Origin of the sequence: Lonsdalea quercina (assembly GCF_900107885.1) — a bacterium.
Taxonomy (GTDB): Bacteria; Pseudomonadota; Gammaproteobacteria; order Enterobacterales; family Enterobacteriaceae; genus Lonsdalea; species Lonsdalea quercina.
Genome location: NZ_FNQS01000002.1, coordinates 376,746 through 398,994, shown reverse-complemented (window position 1 = coordinate 398,994; position 22,249 = coordinate 376,746). Strand labels below are relative to the sequence as shown.

The 22,249-nt window shown below is 55.9% G+C and carries 17 protein-coding genes; 12 read left to right on the top strand and 5 right to left on the bottom strand.

From position 1 onward, the window contains the following. Positions 1–2 precede the first annotated feature (2 nt). From pdxH to pdxY, 3 genes are all read left to right on the top strand, one after another. The gene (pdxH, locus tag BLU64_RS04665; protein WP_051625494.1) at positions 3–701 is read left to right on the top strand and encodes a pyridoxamine 5'-phosphate oxidase; all 699 of its coding nucleotides are present in this window, start codon (positions 3–5) and stop codon (positions 699–701) included. Positions 702–915: 214 nt separating this feature from the next. Further along, positions 916–2,193 (top strand): tyrosine--tRNA ligase, encoded by a 1,278-nt coding sequence (gene tyrS / locus BLU64_RS04660; RefSeq protein ID WP_026742637.1) that lies wholly within the window; start codon positions 916–918, stop codon positions 2,191–2,193. An 84-nt stretch (positions 2,194–2,277) separates the two neighbouring features. Next, the gene (gene pdxY, locus BLU64_RS04655) at positions 2,278–3,141 is read left to right on the top strand and encodes a pyridoxal kinase PdxY (protein ID WP_074728005.1); all 864 of its coding nucleotides are present in this window, start codon (positions 2,278–2,280) and stop codon (positions 3,139–3,141) included. A 72-nt stretch (positions 3,142–3,213) separates the two neighbouring features. On the opposite strand, the gene gstA is transcribed toward pdxY, so the two are convergent. Then, positions 3,214–3,828 (bottom strand): glutathione transferase GstA, encoded by a 615-nt coding sequence (gstA, locus tag BLU64_RS04650; protein WP_026742635.1) that lies wholly within the window; start codon positions 3,826–3,828, stop codon positions 3,214–3,216. Between the two features lie 430 nt (positions 3,829–4,258). On the opposite strand from gstA, the gene acnA reads away from it, so the two are divergent. After that, entirely contained in the window at positions 4,259–6,943 is a 2,685-nt protein-coding gene (gene acnA / locus BLU64_RS04645) for an aconitate hydratase AcnA (RefSeq protein ID WP_074728003.1), read from the top strand. A gap of 116 nt (positions 6,944–7,059) precedes the next feature. After that, complete coding sequence (locus BLU64_RS04640) at positions 7,060–8,676, top strand: ABC transporter substrate-binding protein (RefSeq protein ID WP_026742633.1); 1,617 nt, start codon at positions 7,060–7,062, stop codon at positions 8,674–8,676. 55 nt (positions 8,677–8,731) lie between these two features. Here BLU64_RS04640 and ribA read toward each other — a convergent pair whose 3' ends face one another. Beyond that, a complete protein-coding gene (gene ribA / locus BLU64_RS04635) occupies positions 8,732–9,325 on the bottom strand; it encodes a GTP cyclohydrolase II (RefSeq protein WP_074728060.1) in 594 nt (197 codons plus the stop codon). 266 nt (positions 9,326–9,591) lie between these two features. On the opposite strand from ribA, the gene pgpB reads away from it, so the two are divergent. The 5 genes from pgpB (at position 9,592) to yciH (ending at position 13,372) form a co-directional block, all read left to right on the top strand. After that, positions 9,592–10,371, top strand: coding sequence for a phosphatidylglycerophosphatase B (gene pgpB, locus BLU64_RS04630; RefSeq protein ID WP_026742631.1), 780 nt, complete (start codon positions 9,592–9,594; stop codon positions 10,369–10,371). Between the two features lie 179 nt (positions 10,372–10,550). After that, positions 10,551–10,856, top strand: coding sequence for a LapA family protein (locus BLU64_RS04625; protein WP_026740275.1), 306 nt, complete (start codon positions 10,551–10,553; stop codon positions 10,854–10,856). Between the two features lie 13 nt (positions 10,857–10,869). Beyond that, positions 10,870–12,039: a lipopolysaccharide assembly protein LapB gene (gene lapB, locus BLU64_RS04620; protein ID WP_026742630.1), complete on the top strand. Its 1,170-nt coding sequence runs from the start codon at positions 10,870–10,872 to the stop codon at positions 12,037–12,039. 269 nt (positions 12,040–12,308) lie between these two features. Beyond that, on the top strand, positions 12,309–13,040 hold the full coding sequence (gene pyrF, locus BLU64_RS04615; protein ID WP_026742629.1) for an orotidine-5'-phosphate decarboxylase: 732 nt from the start codon (positions 12,309–12,311) through the stop codon (positions 13,038–13,040). Between the two features lie 2 nt (positions 13,041–13,042). Then, the gene (gene yciH, locus BLU64_RS04610) at positions 13,043–13,372 is read left to right on the top strand and encodes a stress response translation initiation inhibitor YciH (RefSeq protein ID WP_026742628.1); all 330 of its coding nucleotides are present in this window, start codon (positions 13,043–13,045) and stop codon (positions 13,370–13,372) included. A gap of 54 nt (positions 13,373–13,426) precedes the next feature. Here the strand turns inward: yciH and osmB are convergent, their stop codons facing one another. The 3 genes from osmB to BLU64_RS04595 form a co-directional block, all read right to left on the bottom strand. Continuing rightward, positions 13,427–13,642 (bottom strand): osmotically-inducible lipoprotein OsmB, encoded by a 216-nt coding sequence (osmB, locus tag BLU64_RS04605; protein WP_026742627.1) that lies wholly within the window; start codon positions 13,640–13,642, stop codon positions 13,427–13,429. A 979-nt stretch (positions 13,643–14,621) separates the two neighbouring features. Beyond that, the gene (locus BLU64_RS04600; protein ID WP_026742625.1) at positions 14,622–16,553 is read right to left on the bottom strand and encodes an exoribonuclease II; all 1,932 of its coding nucleotides are present in this window, start codon (positions 16,551–16,553) and stop codon (positions 14,622–14,624) included. Positions 16,554–16,736: 183 nt separating this feature from the next. Further along, positions 16,737–19,046 carry an FdhF/YdeP family oxidoreductase gene (locus BLU64_RS04595; RefSeq protein ID WP_026742624.1) on the bottom strand — a complete coding sequence of 770 codons (2,310 nt, stop codon included), beginning with the start codon at positions 19,044–19,046 and terminating at the stop codon, positions 16,737–16,739. 249 nt (positions 19,047–19,295) lie between these two features. Between BLU64_RS04595 and BLU64_RS04590 the strand changes: the two genes are divergently transcribed. Both BLU64_RS04590 and BLU64_RS04585 read left to right on the top strand, forming a co-directional pair. Beyond that, on the top strand, positions 19,296–20,888 hold the full coding sequence (locus BLU64_RS04590; RefSeq protein ID WP_026742623.1) for a PTS transporter subunit EIIC: 1,593 nt from the start codon (positions 19,296–19,298) through the stop codon (positions 20,886–20,888). Positions 20,889–20,920: 32 nt separating this feature from the next. Continuing rightward, on the top strand, positions 20,921–22,246 hold the full coding sequence (locus BLU64_RS04585; protein ID WP_026742622.1) for a 6-phospho-alpha-glucosidase: 1,326 nt from the start codon (positions 20,921–20,923) through the stop codon (positions 22,244–22,246). The last annotated feature ends 3 nt before the right edge of the window (positions 22,247–22,249 follow it).

The window sequence follows — 22,249 nt, the reverse complement described above, 5'->3', positions numbered from 1 at the left end:
CAATGACAACGGAAAATGAACCCTCACGTAATACGGTAGCGATAGCGGCCGATGCCGCCGCGCAGGTCGATATCGCGGATTTACGTCGCGAATATACCCAAGGCGGGCTGCATCGCCGCGATCTGACAGAAGATCCGTTGGATATGTTCGAGCGTTGGTTGAAACAGGCCTGCGACGCACGGTTGAGCGATCCCACCGCGATGTGCGTCGCAACGGTCGATGAAACGGGGCAACCCTATCAACGCATTGTGCTGCTGAAACATTTCGACCGTCAGGGGATGGTGTTTTATACCAATCTCGGTAGCCGCAAAGCGCAGCAGCTGGCTAACAACGCTCGTATCAGTCTGCTTTTCCCATGGCAGATGCTGGATCGCCAAGTAGCGGCACTCGGCCGAGCGGAAAAACTGCCGACGCTGGATGTGTTGAAGTACTTCAACAGCCGCCCCAAAGATAGCCAGATTGGCGCCTGGGTATCGAGGCAGTCCAGCCGTATCTCCGCGCGCGGCATTCTCGAAAGCAAATTCCTGGAATTGAAACAGAAGTTTCAACACGGCGAAGTGCCTCTGCCCAGTTTCTGGGGGGGATATCGCGTGCATATCGACAGCATGGAATTTTGGCAGGGCGGAACGCACCGTCTGCACGATCGTTTTCTATATCAACGTCAGGAAAATGGCTGGCAAATAGACCGTCTCGCGCCATAACGGACGAAAACCTGCACATGCCTCTGGCGCTCCTGCTAACCGCGCTTTATTCTATGGCGTTTTCTGCCGCGCACAGCGACCGGCGGCGTATCGTATAGCATCAGATTCGACGGTTATCCTATGTCCCCGCGTGGTTGGAATTACGGCACCAGTACGTTGCCCGGCAGTTCAACGCCGGGGAAACGACACGATTTTTTATAAAATGGAGTTCTCAATGGCGAGTAGTAACCTGGTAAAACAATTGCAAGAGCGGGGCCTCGTGGCTCAGGTAACGGATGAGGAAGCGTTAGCAGAGCGACTGGCGCAAGGGCCGATTGCACTGTATTGCGGTTTCGATCCGACCGCCGACAGCTTGCATTTGGGGCATCTGGTTCCGCTGCTTTGCCTGAAACGCTTCCAAATGGCGGGCCACAAACCGGTGGCGTTGGTGGGCGGGGCGACCGGGCTGATCGGCGACCCGAGCTTCAAAGCGACTGAACGCAAGCTGAACACCGAAGACACTGTGAATGAGTGGGTGGAAAAAATTCGTCGTCAGGTTGCGCCGTTCCTGGACTTCGACTGTGGCGAAAACAGCGCGATTGCCGCCAACAACTATGACTGGTTCGGCTCCATGAACGTTTTGACGTTCCTGCGTGATATCGGTAAACACTTCTCTGTGAATCAGATGATCAACAAAGAAGCGGTAAAACAGCGTCTTAATCGCGACGACGTCGGTATTTCCTTCACCGAATTCTCCTACAACCTGCTACAGGGTTACGACTTCACTTCGCTGAACCGCGCACACGGCGTTGAGCTGCAAATCGGAGGTTCCGATCAGTGGGGCAACATCACTTCTGGTATTGACCTGACGCGTCGTATGAATCAAAAACAGGTCTTTGGCCTGACGGTTCCGCTGATCACGAAAGCGGACGGCACGAAATTCGGAAAAACCGAAGGCGGCGCGGTATGGCTGGATGCCAGCAAAACCAGCCCGTACAAATTTTACCAGTTCTGGATCAACACCGCTGATGCGGATGTCTATCGCTTCCTGAAATTCTTCACTTTCCTCAGCATCGAAGAGATCGATGCGCTGGAAGAAGAAGACCGCAACAGTGGCAAAGCGCCGCGCGCGCAGTACGTACTGGCCGAGCTGGTGACACAGATGGTGCATGGCGAAGAAGGTCTGGCCGCGGCGCGTCGTATCACGGACAGCCTGTTCTCCGGCGCGTTGCAGGACATGACGGCGGAAGACTTCTCGCAGCTGGCGCAGGACGGTATGCCGACTATTGAGCTGGAAAAAGGGGCTGATCTTCAGCAGGCCCTGGTCAGTGCTGAGCTGGTGCCGTCACGCGGGCAGGCGCGGACGATGATTTCATCCAACGCCGTTTCCGTAAACGGTGAAAAGCAAAGCAATGCGGAATACACCTTCAGTGATGAAGACCGTTTATATGGTCGTTACACACTGTTGCGCCGCGGTAAGAAACATTACTGTCTGGTTTGCTGGAAAGCCTGATGGTTTTTGAAGGGAGCGTGATGCTCCCTTTATTCATTCTGTACGAAAAAAATCGCAACACAGGGGCAAGGGTAGCTATCGTTCATGAAAAATATACTGTCGATCCAGTCTCACGTCGTCTTTGGCCATGCCGGTAATAGCGCCGCCGAGTTTCCGATGCGACGCATGGGCGTCAATGTCTGGCCGTTGAATACGGTGCAGTTTTCCAATCATACCCAGTACGGACAGTGGACAGGCTGCGTCATGCCTGCCGAGCACCTGACAGAGATTGTTCAGGGCATCGGCAACATCGACCGACTGAAGGACTGTGACGCGGTATTGAGCGGGTATATTGGCTCCCCCGAGCAGGGCGCGCATATCCTGGATATCGTTCGCCAGGTCAAAGCGGCCAACCCCAATGCGATCTATTTCTGCGATCCGGTGATGGGCACGCCGGAGAAAGGCTGCATCGTTGCCCCCGGCGTGACGGACTTCCACTGTCACCAGTCGCTGCTGGTCAGCGACGCCATAGCGCCCAACTTACCTGAATTGGAGCTGCTGAGCGGACACACGGTACACAACGTGGATGAAGCGGTATCGGCGTGTCGTGAGCTGTGTCGGCGCGGTCCCAAGCTGGTGCTGGTAAAACACCTGAGCCGCGCGGCCTATCGTCAGGACAGCTTCGAAATGCTGTTGGTGACAGCGACGGAAGCCTGGCATATCAGCCGACCCTTGGTGGATTTCGGCGAAAAACAGCCGGTGGGCGTGGGCGATCTGACCAGCGGTTTACTGTTAGTGAACTTGCTTAAAGGCATTGCGCTGGAGAAAGCGCTGGAGCATACCACCGCAGCGGTATACGAGGTCATGCTCATGACGAGCGAGATGCAACAGTACGAGCTACAGCTGGTGGCGGCACAGGATGGGATCGCTCGTCCGCGCCATCATTTCCAGGCCGTCCGTCTCGGTTAACGCGTCACCTGGACAAAAAAAAGGGGGAAACGCAATGTTCCCCCTGTTTTTATAACGCGATAGAGACTTAATTCAGGTAATAAGCTCAAGTCCTTCCGCCGTCATGGCTTTTTCAACTGACGGCCGGCTGCCCACCCGCTCAATGTAGTTGTTCAGCGCCGGGAACGTACTCAAATCAAATTTCAACTTATGCGTCCAGCGGGCGATGGTGAACAGATAGGCATCGGCGACGCCAAAACGATTTCCGATGAGATAGTCGTGCTCGCTCAACACCAAATTCAGATAGTTGAATCGTTGTTTCAGGTAGCTTCTCATCAGGTCTTTGTAAGACTCGGGGGTGCCTGAGTGGAACAGCGGCGATACCGCTTTGTGCACTTCCATCGCGATATAGTTCAACCACTCGATGGCATGGTAATGATGGATGGTGTTGGGGGGGGCGATGAGATTGTATTGCGGTGCTTTATCCGCCAGATAAAGCCCGATGGCGACGGCTTCGGTGAGGACGCTGCCGTCGTCCAGCTCCAGCGCCGGGACTAAACCTTTAGGCGCAATGTGCAGGTAATCCCGGCCTTGTTCGGTCATTTTGGTGTGCAGGTCCACCCGCTCGAGTGTGAAGTGTGCGCGAGTTTCGCACAAGATGATATGAGGAAACAGCGCGGAACTACCAGGGGTGTAATAGAGTTTCATACGTCGTTCCTTCCGTAAAAACTGCCATGTGATTCGATGTGTTGTTCTTGATGTCGGCTGCTTCAATAGGGTGGCAAGAAGTCGTTGAGGCGAGATATGTATTGCCTCGCCTATTATTTACAGTAAAAACTCATTCTTGTCTGCTTTCCCAGGCGCCAATCTGCGCGCTGTATAACCGAAAATTCTCTCTCCTTTTCGTCACATGCCGCAGGTAGCGACGAATTTTTAACTCATGCCTATCGTTATGATAACGGCCATTGTTATAGAAACGTTATTTTTTGTTTGTGTTATTTTTAAATAAGACCACAAACAGATGCCGGTTATTGTCTGCCGGCGGCCATCAGTGATGGCTCTCCTGCCCGCTGGCGAGAACGTCCTGCTTTGCCCTACGGCGTCCCGCAGGGCAGTTACGCATTAGCCTGGAGGAAGCATGTCAATACAACGTCGCCATGCCTGCATGGAAACGCTGACCGCGGGTCAGCACACCTATCATTTCTTTAGTCTGGCGTTGGCCGCCGACCGCTGGGGCAATATCGACGCCTTACCGAAATCCCTCAAAGTGTTATTTGAAAACGTGCTGCGATTCTACGACGGCGATAGCGTGGGTGATGACGATCTGCGCGCGCTGGTCGCTTGGCAAGCCAGTACCCACGAAGATCGGGAGATCGCCTATCGACCGGCTCGCGTGCTGATGCAGGACTTCACCGGCGTCCCCGCCGTGGTTGATTTGGCGGCGATGCGGGATGCCGTTCGGCGGCTCGGTGGCGATGTCGACAAAGTCAATCCACAGGCCCCGGTTGATCTGGTGATCGACCATTCGGTGACGGTGGACCATTTCGGCGAAGAGGACGCGCTAGCGGAAAATACACGGCTGGAAATGACGCGTAATCATGAGCGATATGCGTTCCTACGGTGGGGGCAAAAAGCCTTCCGTCACTTCAGCGTGGTGCCGCCTGGCACCGGAATCTGCCATCAGGTGAATCTGGAGTACCTGGCTAAAACCGTTTGGTTCGATCAGGACGGAGAGCGGCGGATCGCCTATCCGGACACGCTGGTCGGTACCGACTCCCATACAACGATGGTGAATGGTTTGGGTGTATTGGGCTGGGGCGTCGGCGGTATCGAAGCTGAAGCGGCGATGCTGGGCCAGCCCATCTCCATGCTGATCCCGGACGTCGTGGGATTCAAATTGACGGGACGATTGCGCGAAGGCATCACCGCGACCGATCTGGTGCTGACGGTCACTCAGATGCTGCGCAAACAGGGCGTCGTAGGAAAATTCGTGGAGTTTTACGGTGATGGTCTGGACTATTTACCGCTGGCCGATCGGGCGACGTTAGGCAACATGGCCCCGGAGTACGGCGCCACCTGCGGCTTTTTCCCCGTCGATGAAGTGACCTTGAATTATCTGCGTCTGACCAATCGCAGCGAAGAGCAGATCGCGCTGGTGGAAAATTACTGCAAGCGGCAGGGACTGTGGCGTAATCCGGGTGATGAACCTCGCTTTTCCAGCCAGCTTGAACTGGATATGTCCGAGGTCGAAACCAGCCTGGCGGGGCCCAAACGCCCGCAGGATCGCGTCGCCTTGGCTGATGTGCCCGCGGCCTTCCGGGCCAGTTGTGAGCTGGATCTCAATCGGAAACAGCCGCAGCAGGTCTCCGCGCCGATCAACTCGCCGGCAGGTGAAACGCAGGCATTGCGGGACGGCGCTGTGGTTATTGCGGCAATCACGTCCTGTACCAACACTTCCAACCCGAATGTCTTGATGACGGCGGGCCTGCTGGCGCGCAATGCGGTGGCGCGCGGACTGCGTACCCGCCCGTGGGTGAAAACGTCTCTTGCGCCCGGCTCACGGGTCGTCACGGAATATCTGGCGCGCGCCGGGCTTACCGCTGCGTTGGATCGGCTGGGCTTTCATCTGGTGGGGTATGGCTGCACCACCTGCATCGGCAACTCCGGGCCATTGCCCGCGCCGATTGAAGCCGCGATCCGACAAAGCGACTTGACCGTCGGCGCGGTGCTGTCCGGCAACCGCAACTTTGAAGGCCGCATTCATCCCCTGGTGAAAACTAACTGGCTGGCGTCTCCGCCGCTGGTGGTGGCTTATGCGCTGGCGGGCAATATGACGGTGGATCTTAGCCGTGAGCCGCTGGGTGAGGATGATGAAGGCCAGCCGGTTTACCTGCGTGATATCTGGCCTTCCGCGAAAGAAGTCGCGGAGGCGGTTCAAATCGTCAGCACGGATATGTTTCGTCGCGAGTACGCCGAAGTCTTTTCCGGAACGGAAGAGTGGCGGGCGATAGCGGTTGGCGATGAACCGACTTATCGCTGGCCGGCTGACTCCACCTACATCCGCCAAACGCCGTTTTTCGATACGATGCAGATCGCGCCGGAGCCGGTAAAAGACATTCAGGGCGCCAGAATTCTCGCTATTCTGGGCGACTCCGTCACCACCGACCATATTTCTCCTGCAGGGAATATCAAGGCCGACAGTCCGGCGGGCCGCTATTTGCAGGCGCATGGCGTGGAGCCAGACGCGTTCAACTCCTACGGTTCTCGCCGGGGAAATCATGAAGTCATGATGCGCGGGACGTTCGCCAATATCCGTATCCGCAATGAAATGGTGCCGGGCACGGAAGGGGGGTATACCCGACACATCCCCTCGCAGGAGATCCTGGCGATTTACGACGCCGCGATGCGCTATCAGCGGGAGCAGGTCCCGTTGGCGGTCATTGCGGGCAAGGAGTACGGCTCCGGGTCAAGTCGAGACTGGGCCGCTAAAGGCCCCAGCCTGCTGGGCGTTCGTGTGGTGATAGCAGAAACGTTTGAGCGTATTCACCGTTCCAACCTGATTGGCATGGGGATCCTTCCCTTGGAGTTTCCCGCCGGTGTGACTCGCAAAACGCTGGGGCTAAGCGGTGGGGAGCGTATCGATATTGCTGGGCTGACAGATTTGCAACCCGGCTGTACGGTGGCAGTGACAATGACCTCAGAGGAGGGGAACACCCAGACGGTGAGCACCCATTGCCGTATCGATACCGGTAACGAACTGACCTACTACCGTCACGGCGGCATTTTGCACTACGTCATCCGCAATATGTTGAAATCCAAGTGACGTTGTCACTTATGGTAAGTAAGGTCATACGAACGTCCTCTTGTTGAAGGTCAAATAATCGCGTATCACTGAGGCCGCAGTTTTTTTACCATCACATCGTGTAAGAGGGAAACACAATGGCAAAGGAACATCTGAAGCTGGCGGTGATGCTGGGCGCGCTGAGCATGGGGGCCGCAGCGGAGGCGGCGGTCGTCCCCGCTGGCACCGTGCTGTCGGACAAGCAGGAACTGGTGCGCGGCAACGGTTCGGAACCTGCGACGCTGGACCCAAATCGGGCGGAGAGTGACGTTGAATCCAATATTATCCATGACTTCTTCGACAATCTGATTTGGGCAAACGATGACGGCACCTTTAGCGGCGGCATCGCGGAACGCTGGGAGAACAAGGATTATCGGGTATGGACTTTCCATCTGCGGCCGGGGTTGACCTGGTCCGACGGCAGTCCGATCACCGCTGACGACGTCGTGTTCAGCTGGCGTCGCCTCAGCGATCCGAAAACGGTGTCGCCGTACCAGTCGTTTATTCAAAGCATGCATGTGCTGAATGGAGAAGCGATTACGCGTGGTGAAAAGGGACCGGAGACGCTGGGCATTAAGGCGTTAGATCCGCAAACGGTACAGATCACGCTCGATCAACCGTTGTCTTACTTCTTATCGATGGCCGCGCATTATGTGTTATCCCCGCTGCCAAAAGCGGTCGTCGAAAAGTATGGCGATAGATGGACGCAGCCAGGCAACTTCGTTAGCAGCGGTCCTTATACGCTCAGTGAGTGGGTGGTTAACGAAAGGCTGGTCGGAAAGCGCAATCCGCGTTACTGGGATAACGCGCATACGGTGATTGATAAGGTGACCTATCTGCCCATCGCGTCGCCGACCGCGGAGACCAATCGTTTTAAGTCCGGCGAAATCGATATCACGAATACCTTGCCGCCGCAGCTGTTTAAGTCCCTGCAGCAGTCGCTACCAGGTCAGGTCAAAGTGTCTCCTTTCCTCTCCACCTATTTCTATAAATTCAACACGCAAATACCGCCGTTTAACGACGCGCGCGTGCGGCGGGCGCTCGATTTGGCGTTGGACAAAGTGGTGATTGCCGAGAAGGTGATGGGCATGGGGGAGAGACCGGCTTACAACCTGGTTCCGCCGGGGATGGCGGGCTATACCAGCAACCGGCCTGTCTGGGCTGGCTGGACCCAGCAGCAGCGCATTGCGGAGGCTAAAAAACTGCTGCAGGAAGCCGGCTTCGGCGCGGGTCATCCTTTGCGCTTCGAACTGTTATACAACACGTCTGAGGCTCATCAGAAGCTGGCGATAGCGGCCAGCGCCATGTGGAAACAGTCACTGGGCGTAGAAACTAAACTGGTCAGTCAGGAGTGGAAGACCCTGCTGGATACGATGCGCAACGGACGCTTCCAGGTAGTGAGGTCATCATGGGTTGCGGACTACAACGAGCCGTCGACCTATTTTAATACCCTGCGCAGCAATGACAGTAACAACCAAGGCAAGTTCAGCGACCCCGCCTTCGATGCGTTACAGGACAAAGCGATCAATGCCGGAAGTCTTGAAGAGCGCAACGCGAACTATCATCAGGCGGAAGCGATCCTCCAGCAACAGATGCCGCTGATCCCGATTTACTATTACGTGCGTAGTCAGCTGGTTAAACCCTACGTAGGGGGATTAAAAACCGACCTGCAAGGGAACTTCTACACGCGGGATTTTTATATCATCAAGCATTAAGCCATCAAGCCGGGTACAACCTGACTGTTTAGGTTGTATCCGGTGTTGTGCAGGGCTATTTGCCTTCCAGCAGATGGCCCATCTTGGCGGCTTTGGTCGCCATATAGCGTTCGTTTTTTGGGTTTTGCCCGACGATCAGCGGCACGCGTTCGACGATGTTGATGCCTGCCTCGGTCAGGATTTTCACCTTTTGCGGATTATTCGTCAGCAACCGAACCTGCGCTACGCCCAACAGCTTGAACATATCCGCGCACGGCGTGAAGTCTCGCTCATCTGCGGCGAAGCCCAGTTGGTGGTTCGCCTCAACGGTGTCGGCACCCTTATCCTGTAATGCATAGGCGCGAATCTTGTTCAGCAGACCGATGTTACGGCCTTCCTGACGATGATAAAGCAGTACCCCGCGACCCGCTTCGGCGATTTGATTTAGGGCGGCTTCCAGCTGAAAACCACAGTCGCAGCGCAGACTAAACAGCGCGTCGCCCGTCAGACATTCGGAATGAACGCGGGCCAGAACGGGCTCGGAGCCGGAGATATCGCCATACACCAACGCAAGATGGTCATGCCCGGTCGCTGTTTCTTCAAAGCCTACCATCAGGAAATCGCCCCACGGTGTGGGTAATTTGGCCTCGGCGACTCGTTTTAGCTGCATGTTAATCTCCAACATAAAAAAGACAGAGTGCATCCTACTACTTTTGCTCGAAACCTCTATAGCAGGCTAACAAAAGACCGGATGAATGGCGGTTTTTTAGACTGGTGGGGCTTATAAGAGGCGAAACAGAGCCTACACTTTACTCACTAAGCCGTTGACGTAACCGAAAGGTATTTTACGTCATACTAAACGCCTATGTCCTCTTTTCTGGTAATATCGGAAAAATTTTATTGGTCTTATATCCCTCTGAATTATAGGGAGAATTAATGTACGGAATCACTAAAAGAGTTACCATTGGCGCGCTGTTGCTGCTGATAATGCCTCTTGGGGTCTGGCTGAGCGGCTGGCAGTGGCATCCGCACCTGACCGGCGGGTGGCTGCGTGTGCTGTTTTGGATCACGGAAACAGTGACGTCACCCTGGGGCGTAGTGACGAGCAGCGTGTTGTCGCTTTGGTTGTTGTGGTGTCTGCGTTTCAGCCTGAAATCGACGCTGGGGGTGTTCGCGATTCTGATCGTGACCATAGGTATCGGGCAGGGAATGAAATCGGCGATCAAAAGCTGGGTACAGGAACCCAGACCCTTTGTCGAGTGGCTCGAAAAGAGCCATCAGGTCGATGAGGCCTATTTCTACTCGTTGCCGCGATCCGAGCGGTCGGCATTGGTTAAAAGCCAATTGCATGATGATCAACAGTTGCCCAAATGGTTACGTCATCACTGGCAGGCGGAAACCGGTTTTGCATTCCCGTCAGGTCATACCATGTTCGCCGCCTCCTGGGCGCTGTTGGCAGTCGGCCTGTTGTGGGCGCGTCGCCACTATGTGACCGTGACGATAGTGATGGCATGGGCGGTGGCCGTGATGGGGAGCCGTTTAGCGCTGGGGATGCATTGGCCTCAGGACCTGATGATGGCGACGGCCATAAGCTGGTTGCTGGTATTGGTCGCCACCGGGCTGGCATCTCGATGGTGTGGGCCTTTGACCGCCGCAGAGACCGAGGCTGAGCAAGAAAAACAAACGGTGACGTTGTCACATGAAGGTGATGCTTAAGCCTGACATGTGAACGATGCGTGGACTCACGCACGCCGAAACGGGCATTCCAGCGACTCGCGCGACGCTCTTTTTCTCACGAGTTTCCCACGTCGGGGCGGAAGTGCTAACTTAAATGGGGTCTGTAGCCGATTTCGGCATAATTCATTTTATTTCAAGCGATATCACAGGAAAAAGACGTGAAATATTTGCTGATTTTTTTACTCGTGTTGGCGATCTTCATTGTGGCTATTACGCTGGGAGCCCATAACGATCAAGTCGTGACCTTCAGTTACCTTATCGCACAGGGGCAATACCGCCTGTCTACGCTGTTAGCGACGTTGTTTGCCGCCGGTTTTGTGCTGGGGTGGGTCATTTGCGGGCTGTTTTATCTGCGTTTACGCATTGCGCTAGGCCGTGAACAACGTAAAATCAAACGTCTCGAGCAGCAACTGCCCGACTCGGATGAGAGTAAAACGGTCTCTCCCGAGCCTGTGACTCACTAAGGAATGATTTTTTATGCTTGAACTGCTGTTTCTGTTGTTGCCCGTTGCTGCCGCATACGGTTGGTACATGGGCCGCAGGAGTGTACAGCAGGACAAACAGGATGAAGCCAACCGCCTGTCGCGTGAGTATGTGACGGGCGTGAACTTCCTGCTGTCCAACCAGCAGGACAAAGCCGTCGAACTGTTTCTTGACATGCTCAAGGACGACAGCAACACCTTCGAAGCTCATCTGACGCTGGGTAATCTTTTTCGCTCCCGCGGCGAGGTAGACCGGGCTATCCGCATCCATCAGGCGCTGACTGAAAGCGCCTCCCTCAGTTTTGAACAACGCCTGCTGGCCGTGCAACAGCTGGGACGCGACTATATGACCGCCGGTTTGTATGACCGCGCAGAAGAGATCTTCAATCAACTGGTGGACGAGGATGATTTTCGTCTGACCGCACTCCAGCAACTGTTGCAGATTCATCAGTCGACCAGCGATTGGCAGAATGCGATTGAGACGGCCGAAAAGTTGGTCAAACTCGGGAAAGAACATCTGCGCAGCGAAATTGCACATTTCTACTGTGAGTTAGCGTTGCAGGCGATGGGCAGCGACGATCTTGATAAGGCGATGTCCCTGCTGAAGAAAGCAGCGGCGTCCGATAAGCTTTGCGCTCGAGCGTCCATCATGATGGGACGTATTTACATGGCTCAGCAGCAGTATGCCAAGGCGGTGACGGCTTTGCGGCAGGTGCTGGATCAGGATAAAGATTTCGTAACGGAAACGTTGCCGATGCTTCAGGAGTGTTATCAACACCTGAACCAACCGCTGGAGTGGGCGACATTCCTGAAACGCTGCGTTGAGGAAAATACCGGCGCTACCGCCGACTTAATGCTGGCGGATATTCTGGAGAACGAAGAAGGGGCTGAAGTGGCGCAGGTCTATATTAACCGCCAGCTACAGCGACACCCCACTATGCGAGTTTTCCACCGGCTAATGGATTTCCACCTGAGCGAAGCCGAAGAAGGGCGCGCCAAAGATAGCCTGATGGTGTTGCGTGACATGGTGGGGGAGCAAATTCGGACCAAGCCGCGTTACAGCTGCCATAAGTGCGGCTTCGCCTCACAATCCCTTTACTGGCACTGTCCGTCCTGCCGCTCCTGGGCCACGATCAAGCCGATACGCGGGTTGGACGGCCAATAATTTCCCGCCCGCGCCGAGTTGGTTGCCTATCCCGCTAAATAGTTACAACATCCTTTTTCTCTTCTCGAACATGCGTGTCACACGCCGGCATCGATGCGTCTCGGCTCAGCAGCCACTGGGATTTGGTGGGCGGGGCATGTAGAATGCGGCGGAAATTAACGCTTAGTCTCGTGTCGGTGGGAGACCATTTGCGCCGTTCGTCGAGTTGTCGTGCGGCCTCTTTCTCCCCGCGACGTTGAATCCACATCGATACCTCGGGGATAACGCCAGTGAAAGGCCAAAACGTAACGCAGAAACAGACTTCCCACTCCTCGCCGATTATTGTTGCCCTTGATTATGCCAGCCAGCGCGATGCTTATGAATTTGTTGACCGCATCGACCCGCAGCGCTGCCGGTTAAAAGTCGGCAAAGAGATGTTTACGTTGTTCGGGCCACAACTGGTCAACGATTTACAACAGCGCGGCTTCGAGGTGTTTCTCGATTTGAAATTCCACGATATTCCCAATACGACGGCGCGTGCGGTTGCCGCCGCGGCGGAATTGGGCGTGTGGATGGTCAATGTACATGCCAGTGGCGGCGCGCGCATGATGCAGGCGGCAAAAGAGGCATTGATGCCCTACGGGGCTGATGCGCCCTTGCTGATTGCCGTCACGGTGCTGACCAGCATGGATGAGGACGATCTGCGCGGGTTGGGGATCACGCTGTCTCCGGCAGAGCAGGCCGAACGGCTGGCGGTGCTCACGCAGCAATGCGGGCTGGACGGCGTGGTCTGTTCGGCGCACGAGGCGGAGCGTCTTAAACAGCGCTGCGGCGCGGCTTTTCAGCTGGTGACGCCGGGGATTCGTCCGGCAGGCAGTGCGGCTGGCGACCAGCGCAGAATCATGACCCCAGAGCAGGCGAAGTTGGCCGGCGTCGACTACATGGTGATTGGCCGCCCGATTACCCAGTCGGCCGATCCGGCGCAAACACTGAATGCGATTCTGGCGACGTTAGGAGAATAAATATGAGTTATCGTGATGACAACCCGCTGGTGTATTCAACGGATAGCGGACGCATTGCGGAGAAAACCGCCCCTGTAGAGCGTCCAAAAGGCGATGGCATCGTGCGTATACAGCGCCAGACGAGTGGTCGTAAAGGTAAGGGCGTGTGTGTGATCACCGGCATCGACCTTGATGATGACGCATTGCAAAAACTGGCGGCCGAGATGAAGAAAAAGTGCGGCTGCGGCGGGTCACTCAAAGATGGCGTAATCGAAATTCAGGGCGATAAACGAGACGTGCTGAAACAGCTGCTGGAAGCGAAAGGAATGAAGGTGAAGCTGGCGGGGGGATAACCGCGGGCAAGACAGACATGGGCAGGTCCGGTAACGGAAACCTGCCCATAATAATTATCTTTTGACTTCGTGGCCGATGACGCCGCCGAGCGCCGCGCCACCTAACGTGCCGAGTGTACTGCCGCCGGTGAGAACGGATCCGCCTACGGCGCCTACGCCTGCGCCGATAGCCGTATTGCGATCGCGTTTAGACATATTGGAACAACCGGTCAGGCTTCCTGCCATGACTACCGCAAGTACCGTCACTGCCAATGCCTTATTTACTCTCATGGTCTTCTCCTGTTGATGCCGTCTTAGGTGAAATCAACGATTTGTCACCGTTGCCCATAAGAAATAGGGTGATGGCATCATTCTGTAAAATTAACTACAACTTACTCACGCTTTGTTACCTGAGGCGCAGTATAAATGTCGGCAAGAATTGCGATAGGTAAAAACTCTTAATTCTAGTTATCCCATCGTTCACTTTATGCCACTGACCTGCCCGCCGATGTTCCTCGCGGTATCTCGCTATTGCTTCTTGCTTGGACAGGGGCCAGTCCCCATGAGTCGGCAACGATGACGGCGCCGACAAATCACTGCGGGCATTACGGAGAATCGCCCTTGCATCGTGGAGTCGCATCGACAGGTTTACCTTGTGTTGTCGCCGTTCAGAGGGCGGACACGCTTTGCCTTATTCAAGACATAAGCATAAAAATAGCTAATGAATTTGACGGGGAGAAGGGAAGCTGGTGGGTGCTCGGAATAAATAAACCCGCTGTGACAGCGGGTTTAATATTTAGAAAGAACAATGTCCCCCTTTATGATGGGACCCTGTTCCGCCATGAGGATGCTGTCCTTTAGGGCAGGCGAATGCTGATGTAGACAGTGTGCCAATAACGGCGATTAACAATAATGCTGCGATCTTTTTCATAATTTTTCCTTTCTAAGATTGCTGTGAAAATGTGCAACCCCAGTCTACGTCGCATAAGCAAGGTAGGTAAGCCTGATATTTGATCAGTAAATAATATTTAACCTTAAAATGACGGCGTGAGGCTTTAACGCTGTAAGACGCGGAGTAGGACGTTGATGGCTGACCTAATGACCACGCAGGGAAATGCGTTCGTTAAACGGGCCTATACGCTGGTTACGATCTTGCGGATGGCGCAGAGGTAGGGCGATAACGAGCGGTTCGTCAGCCGAAGAACGAAGGGAATGAGCTTATCTGGCGGGAGCTGACGCCATCAGGTGGCCCTGATGGCGTCGTAGCGAGTTAGGCTGCCGGTTTGGCGATGATGCTGCGCGTCTCCAGACGCACTTCTTTCAACATCACGTCCAGCTTGTCGCTCTGGCGGTAGACCACCTCACCTTTGATAGTGACGGTTCCGGTTTCTTGACTGCATACCAGTTCGTCGCGGACGGCATGGATGAATGAGGCCGGGATAAATGCCGTTGCGCCGTTGTCCAGCAGACGAACCCTCAGACCGCCGCGCGTGACGTCCATAATCTCGGCGGAGAAACGCGTGTCGGTGCCCGCATGCGCTTTCAGGTAGCGCGCGTACAGCCAATCGCTGACGTCGCGTTCGGCCATACGATTAAGACGACGACGGTCCGCCAACTGAACGGTGACGTCTTCCTGGGGTTTCTCCGCGGCCTGACCGGTGATGATCGCTTTGAGCAGGCGATGGTTGACCATATCGCCGTATTTACGAATGGGCGACGTCCAGGTGGCATAGGCTTCCAACCCCAGACCGAAGTGAGGACCCGGTTCGGTGCTGATTTCGGCAAACGATTGGAAGCGGCGCATACGGCTATCCAGGAACTGGGTCGGCAGGGCATCTAATTGGCGACGCAACACGCAGAAGCCTGGCAGCGTCAGTATCTGCTGCGCATCGGCCTGAATTCCGTTGCTTTCCAGAATGGCGACCGCTTGTTCAACCGTAACCGGATCGAACCCGTTGTGGATGTTGTAAATGCCGAAGCCCAGTTTTTCGCGCAATACGATGGCAGCACAGACGTTAGCGGCGATCATGGCTTCTTCGACGATGCGATTGGCGATACGGCGCGGTTCGACCACGATATCCAGCACTTCACCTTTTTCTCCCAGCAGGAAGCGGTAGTCCGGACGGTCTTTAAACACCAGCGCGTTCGCCGTGCGCCAGGCGCTGCGCAGCTGCGACATCTGGTGCAACAGACGGATCTGGGTAGCGATGGCCTCGCTCTCGGGCTGCCATTCGCCTTTCTCTTCTAGCCAGTCGGACACTTCGTCGTAAACCAGCTTGGCGCGGGACTTGATCCAGGCGGCGAAAAAGTGGATGTCGCTCATCGCGCCATCCGCGGCCAATGTGACGCGGCAGGCCATCACCGGACGGCGTTCCTGCGGGCGCAAAGAGCAGATATCGTCCGACAGGTGACGCGGTAACATCGGGATGTTAAAACCGGGCAGGTAGTTGGTGAAAGCGCGTTTGCGGGCGACCGCGTCCAGCTCGCTGTCGGCGGGGACATACGCGGTCGGATCGGCGATCGCTACCGTCATTTCCAACGTCCCGTCGCCGTTGTCGCGGACATACAATGCGTCATCCATATCTTCGGTACTGGCGCTATCAATGGTGACAAAGTCCAGAGCGGTTAAATCTTCTCGCGTCAGTGCGCCATCATTCAGCTCAGCGGCGTCATTCTCCGGCGCGCTACGCTCCAGGTTATGACGTGACAACGTCACCCACCATGGCACCAGCGGATCGTCGCCGGTAGTAATGTATTCGGTGATTTCCGCATGGAAATTACGGTCGCCTTTGAGCGGGTGGCGACGCATCTCCGCAACCACCCAATCGCCATCCTGAATCTCGTGGTCCAGTTGACGTGCGACACGGCAGCTGATCGCATCTTTCAGCAACGGATGGTCGGGGGTGATTGACAGGCGGTCGTCTTTTTTCTGGACGCGTCCCACGAAACGGGTCAGGAACGGTTCGATCAGGGATTCCGGTTCGGCGATTTCACGATCTTTTTCCGTATGCAGCGTCGCAACGATACGGTCGCCGTGCATCACTTTTTTCATGTGCGGCGGTGGGATGAAGTAGCTCTTCTGTGCGTCGGCTTCAAGAAAACCAAATCCCTTATCGGTGCCTTTTACGACGCCTTCTACACGTGGCGTCTTAGAGTGGAGTTGCTGTTTAAGCTGTGCAAGCAGCGGATTGTCTTGAAACATAGCGTCCAGAAATGCGGTTATAGGTGGCTTTAGCGGCCCACAGTTTTACGCGAATCGTGCCCCGGCGGCAAGCGTTGATCGGAGGCTCCAGCAATATTTGCCGACCGTGACCAAAGGGGGAAAAGAGGGCGTAGCCGGTGGTATAGGGCGCCTACGCGCCTTCGCCGCCGGTGACGCCTTTGATCAGGCTATCCTCTGCTGCGGCGCGACCAAACTTCGAGAGACGCGCACGGGAATCGATTTGGAGGTGGGAGTAAACGTCTGATCGCCATAGCTGGAAAGCGGCACCAGCGGATTGGTTTCCGGGTAGTAGGCGGCCAGATTCCCGCGTGGGATAGCATATTCCACGAGTCGGAATCCGCTGACTTTACGGGTAATGCCGTCATGCCACCACGTTTCAATGTCGACCCGATCGCCGTCTTGAAGTCCCAGCGCAGCGATATCGTCCGGATGCATGAACAACACCTCACGTTGGCCATAAACGCCGCGATAGCGGTCATCCAGTCCGTAAATGGTGGTGTTGTACTGGTCATGGGAGCGCAGGGTTTGCAAGATAAACGGCGCCCGCACGCCGTTTTGTTCGGGGACGATGCTGGCAGGCAGCGGCGTGTTACTGAACATGGCTTTTTTAGCGGGGGTGTTAAAACGTAACTCGGCGGCCGCGTTGCCCAGATAGAAGCCGCCCGGTTGGGCGCAGCGCGGGTTAAAGTTATCAAAGCCCGGCAGCGTCGCGGCGATATGGTCGCGGATCAAATCATAATTGCCCGCCAACGCCAGCCAGTCTACCGGTTCATTGCCCATCACGGTGTGGGCGATACCGGCGACGATAGCCGTCTCGGAACGTTGCTGAGGCGAGAGCGGTTGCCCGACGCCTTCAGAAGCGTGAACCATGCTGAAAGAGTCTTCGACGGTGATGTATTGAGGCCCCGTCGCCTGCACATCCCGGTCTGTCCGTCCCAGCGTCGGCAGAATCAGTGATTCCTGCCGGCCGGTGGTCAGATGGCTGCGATTCAGTTTAGTGCTGATGTAAGCGGTCAGATCGCAGCGGCTGATGGCGTCCGCCGTACGTTCGCTGTCCGGCGCGGCGGCGGCCAGATTGCCGCCCAGCGCAATCAGCACCTTGACTTCATCGCGCAACATCGCTTCGATCGCCTGCACGGTGTTGTGACCGTGCTCACGGGGAGGAGTGAAGTTAAAATGTGCGGCGAGGCTGTCCAACATCGCCGCCGAGGGATTTTCATCAATCCCCATCGTCCGATTGCCCTGTACGTTGCTGTGACCGCGAACAGGGCACAGTCCCGCGCCCGGTTTGCCCAATTGACCAAACAGCAACTGCAGATTGACGATCTCTCGTACGGTCGCCACCGAGTGTTTGTGCTGGGTGATGCCCATCGCCCAGGTGCAAATGACCCGCGGGGAGTTCAGGTAAAGCTCGGCGACGTGGCGAAGCTGCGCTTCGCTCAGGCCAGATTGTTCGACGATATGCGCCCAACTCGTCGCATCGACCTGCTCAAGATAGGCTTCCGCTCCATCAGTGTGGCTGTCGATAAACGCCTGATCGAAGATGCCGGGTTCGCCGGCGGTCAGACGCTGGCGATGCGTTTCCAACAGCGTTTTGACCAGCCCGCGGACGGCGGCCATATCCCCGCCTAAATTCGGCTGCAGGTAGGTATCGCTGATCGCGCCTGATAGCGGCGTCAGCATCTCTACCGGGTTTTGCGGGTCGGTAAAACGCTCCAGCCCGCGTTCGCGCAGCGTATTGAAGGTGATCACGTGCGCGCCGCGTGCCGCCGCGGCACGTAGGCTGTGCAGCATGCGCGGATGATTGGTGCCGGGGTTCTGGCCGAACACCAAAATGGCGTCAGCATGATTAAAATCATCCAGGCGCACGGTGCCTTTACCGATCCCGATGCTCTGTTTCAGCCCGGTGCCGCTCGCTTCATGGCACATATTGGAACAGTCCGGGAAGTTATTGGTCCCCATCATGCGGCCGAACAGCTGATAGAGATAAGAGACTTCGTTGCTGGCGCGTCCGGACGTATACAGCTCCATCTGATTAGGATTATCCATTCCGTGAATATGATGTGCGATCAGCGCGAATGCCTGTTCCCAAGTGATGGGAACGTAGTGGTCCGTATGGCGATCGTAGCGCATCGGGTGCGTCAGGCGGCCCTGATACTCCAGAAAGTAATCGCTCTGGCGCCGCAGCGTACTCACGCTATGCGCGGCGAAAAATTCGGGTCCGGCCGCTTTGCGCGTGGCTTCCCAGCTCACCGCCTTAGCGCCGTTCTCGCAGAAGCTGAAGGTGCTGTGGTTATCGTCGCCCCAGGCGCAGCCGGGGCAGTCGAATCCGCGCGGTTTGTTGACCCGCATCAAGTTGCGAATGTTTTTGAAGGCTTCTTTGCTGTCCAGAACATAGCGCGTCGTGGCTTCCAGCGAGCCCCAGCCCCCCGCAGCGCGGCGGTAGGGTTTGATTTCTGGTTTGAATTTCATCATAGGATGTGCGGGCCATATTGTTTTTAATATGTGAATGTTTTTTTAAATAATTGCTGTCACACGTTAAGTCTAGGATCGCCAGGCAGGGACGTCTAATCAAATACAGCTATCGCGAGATAGAGGAGGGTTATCGCAAATAAAGTGTGACCGGGTGCAGGGTCTTGCTCTTTTTGTCTAGTTGTATAGACAAATTTTGTTATTTTCCGGCTATTCCTTAATCAGAACGAAAAACAGGAAGGGCGAATAATGAAAGATCTTGGCAATAAGGTTCACGCCTTTGGTAAGGCACTCATGATGCCGATTTCGGTCATCGCCGCCGCCGGGATTTTCCTGGGGTTGGCGGCAGCGATGCAAAACCCGGCCGTTACCGGCGATGCGTTCGCTAATCTGCAAATCCCGCAGCTCATTATTGGTTTTATCCGTCAGGTCGCCGGTGCGCTTTTCGCTAACCTTCCGCTGTTTTTCGCGGTCGCCAGCGCGATAGGTCTGGCGAATGCCGAAAAACCGACGGCGGCCTTTGCCGCCGTCATTGGTTTTCTTTCCATGCACGTCGGCGTGCAGGCGACGCTCACCGCGCAGAATCTGACGCCGGTTACCACCACGGTGGAAGCGTTGACGGCAGGGGGAATGGACCGCACCGCGGCGTTGATGTATGCCGCCGAGTTCACTAAAACGCTGGGCATATTTACCTACAACATGAGCGTGCTGGGCGGGGTGATTGCCGGGGTAGTGACGGTCATGCTGCATAACCGCTTCTACACGATCGAATTGCCGACGGCGATCAGCTTTTTTGGCGGTCGCCGTTTCGTGCCGATTATCACGGTGGTGTGCCTGCCGCTGGTGGGTATCGGTCTGGCGTTGATTTGGCCCACCATTGGCACCGGCATCGCCTGGATCGGGTCGCTAATCGGCCATAGCGGCCAGTACGGCGCGTTCCTCTATGGTTTTTCCGAGCGCATTCTCATCCCCACGGGTCTGCATCATATTCTGAACGAAACCGTGCGCTTCACTCCTATCGGCGGCGTGGCGACGGTGGACAGTCAAACGGTGGTGGGAGCGTTGAATATCTTCAACACCTCGCTGACTCACCCCGGCGCCGTCAGCGACGACGTGATCCGCAACGCCACCCAGTTTCTGGCTCAAGGCAAGATTCCCGTCATGATGTTTGGGCTTCCCGGCGCGGCCCTGGCGATGTATCAGTGCGCCCGTCCTGAGCATAAAGAGCGCGTGAAAGCGCTGATGCTGGCCGGGGGACTGGCGTCTTTCACGACGGGGATCACCGAGCCGCTCGAATTCTGTTTCATTTTCGTTTCGCCTGTCCTGTATCTACTGCATGCCGTGCTTAGCGGCCTGTCTTTCATGCTGATGTCTCTGGCCCACCTCATGATCGGCAATATCCAGGGCGGCGCTATCGACCTGATCGTGTTCGGCGTGCTGGGCGGGCTGAAAACCCACTGGTGGTATGCCGTATTGCTGGGGGTGTTTTACTTCCTGATTTACTACTCCGTGTTCACGTTCGTGATCAGGCGTATGAACGTCGAGACGCCGGGGCGGGAGTCTGAAACAGCGCCGGCGCCTGCGGCCGTGAGCGCCAGCGAACTGACGCAAACCATCATCGACGGACTGGGCGGGCAGAGCAATATCGCAGAAGTGGACTGCTGCTTTACCCGGCTGCGCGTGCAGGTGAAAGACATCAACCTGGTCGTAGATAAAACCCTGATGACGACGGGCGCGAATGGCGTCAAACGCGTGAATGAACACAACGTTCAGGTTATCTACGGGCCGAAAGTGGAAAAAATCGCCACCGACGTCAAAGCGGCGCTGGGCGTCACGGCGTAATGAAACCTCAACCGGAAAAATGGGAAACAGCTATGACGAAGACATACAGTATTGTGATTGTAGGCGGCGGTTCCACCTGGACACCAGGTTTGCTCAAGGCGCTGTGCAAGCGACAGAACTCGTTTCCCCTCAGACGGGTGGTGATGTATGACATCAACGCCGAGCGTCAGGCGGTGATCGGCGACTTTGCGCGCCTGCTGTTCAGCGAAGAGTATCCGGCGCTGGATTTCTCCTACACGACGGACGTCGATGCGGCGTTTCAGGATGTCGATTTCGTCTTCTGCCAGATGCGTACCGGTGGTTATGCCATGCGTGAGAAAGACGAAAAGATCCCGCTTTCCTTAGGCGTCGTCGGTCAGGAGACCTGCGGGCCGGGAGGATTTGCCTACGGCATGCGTTCCATCGGCGACATGATTGAGCTGGTGGAACAGGTGCGGGCGCGTTCTCCGCAGGCCTGGATTCTGAACTATACCAATCCGGCGGCCATCGTCGCCGACGCCCTGCGCGTCAAATTCCCGTATGACAAACGCATTCTTAATATCTGCGACCAGCCGGTCAATCTGCTGCGATCCTATGCCCGCATGCTGGGCCGCGACGTGAACGAGTTCGAACCGGTCTACTTCGGCCTGAACCACTTTGGCTGGTTTACGCATTTGTACGATCGTGAAGGAGAGGATCTGTTGCCGCAGTTGAAAAAGATCATCCTTAATCAGGGCTTCAAACCGGCGGATGCGGAGCAGCGCGACGCTTCGTGGCTGGAAACCTACGCGGTGGTGGCCGATATGCTGCGCGATTTCCCAGACTATCTGCCCAACACCTACCTGCAATATTACCTCTATCCGGATTACAAGCTCAGCAAGCTGGACCCCAACTTTACCCGCGCCAACGAGGTGATGGCGGGAAGGGAAAAGCGCGTGTTCGATACGTGCCGAAATGCGGTCGCGGCGGGAACGACGAAAGACGCCAGCGTGGTTCACAACGACGCGCACGGCGACATGATTGTCGAGGTCGCCGAATCCATCGCCTACAACCAACATCGCATCTTTGTGGTGATCGTGGAGAACAATGGTCTGGTGAACAATCTGGATGACAGCGCGATGGTGGAAGTGGCGGCGACGCTGGGCATCAACGGCCCGCGGCCTTATGGCGTCGGCAATATTCCCACCTTCTATAAAGGAATGATCGAGCAGCAGTTCGCCTATGAACGCCTGACGATTGAGGCCTGGTTTGAAGGGTCTTACACCAAGGCGTTGCAGGCGCTGACGCTGAATCGGCTGGTGGTGGATGCGAAAAAAGCGCGCAAAGTACTGGATGCGTTGATCGAAGCTAACCAAGGGTATTGGCCCGCGTTGACCTGATTG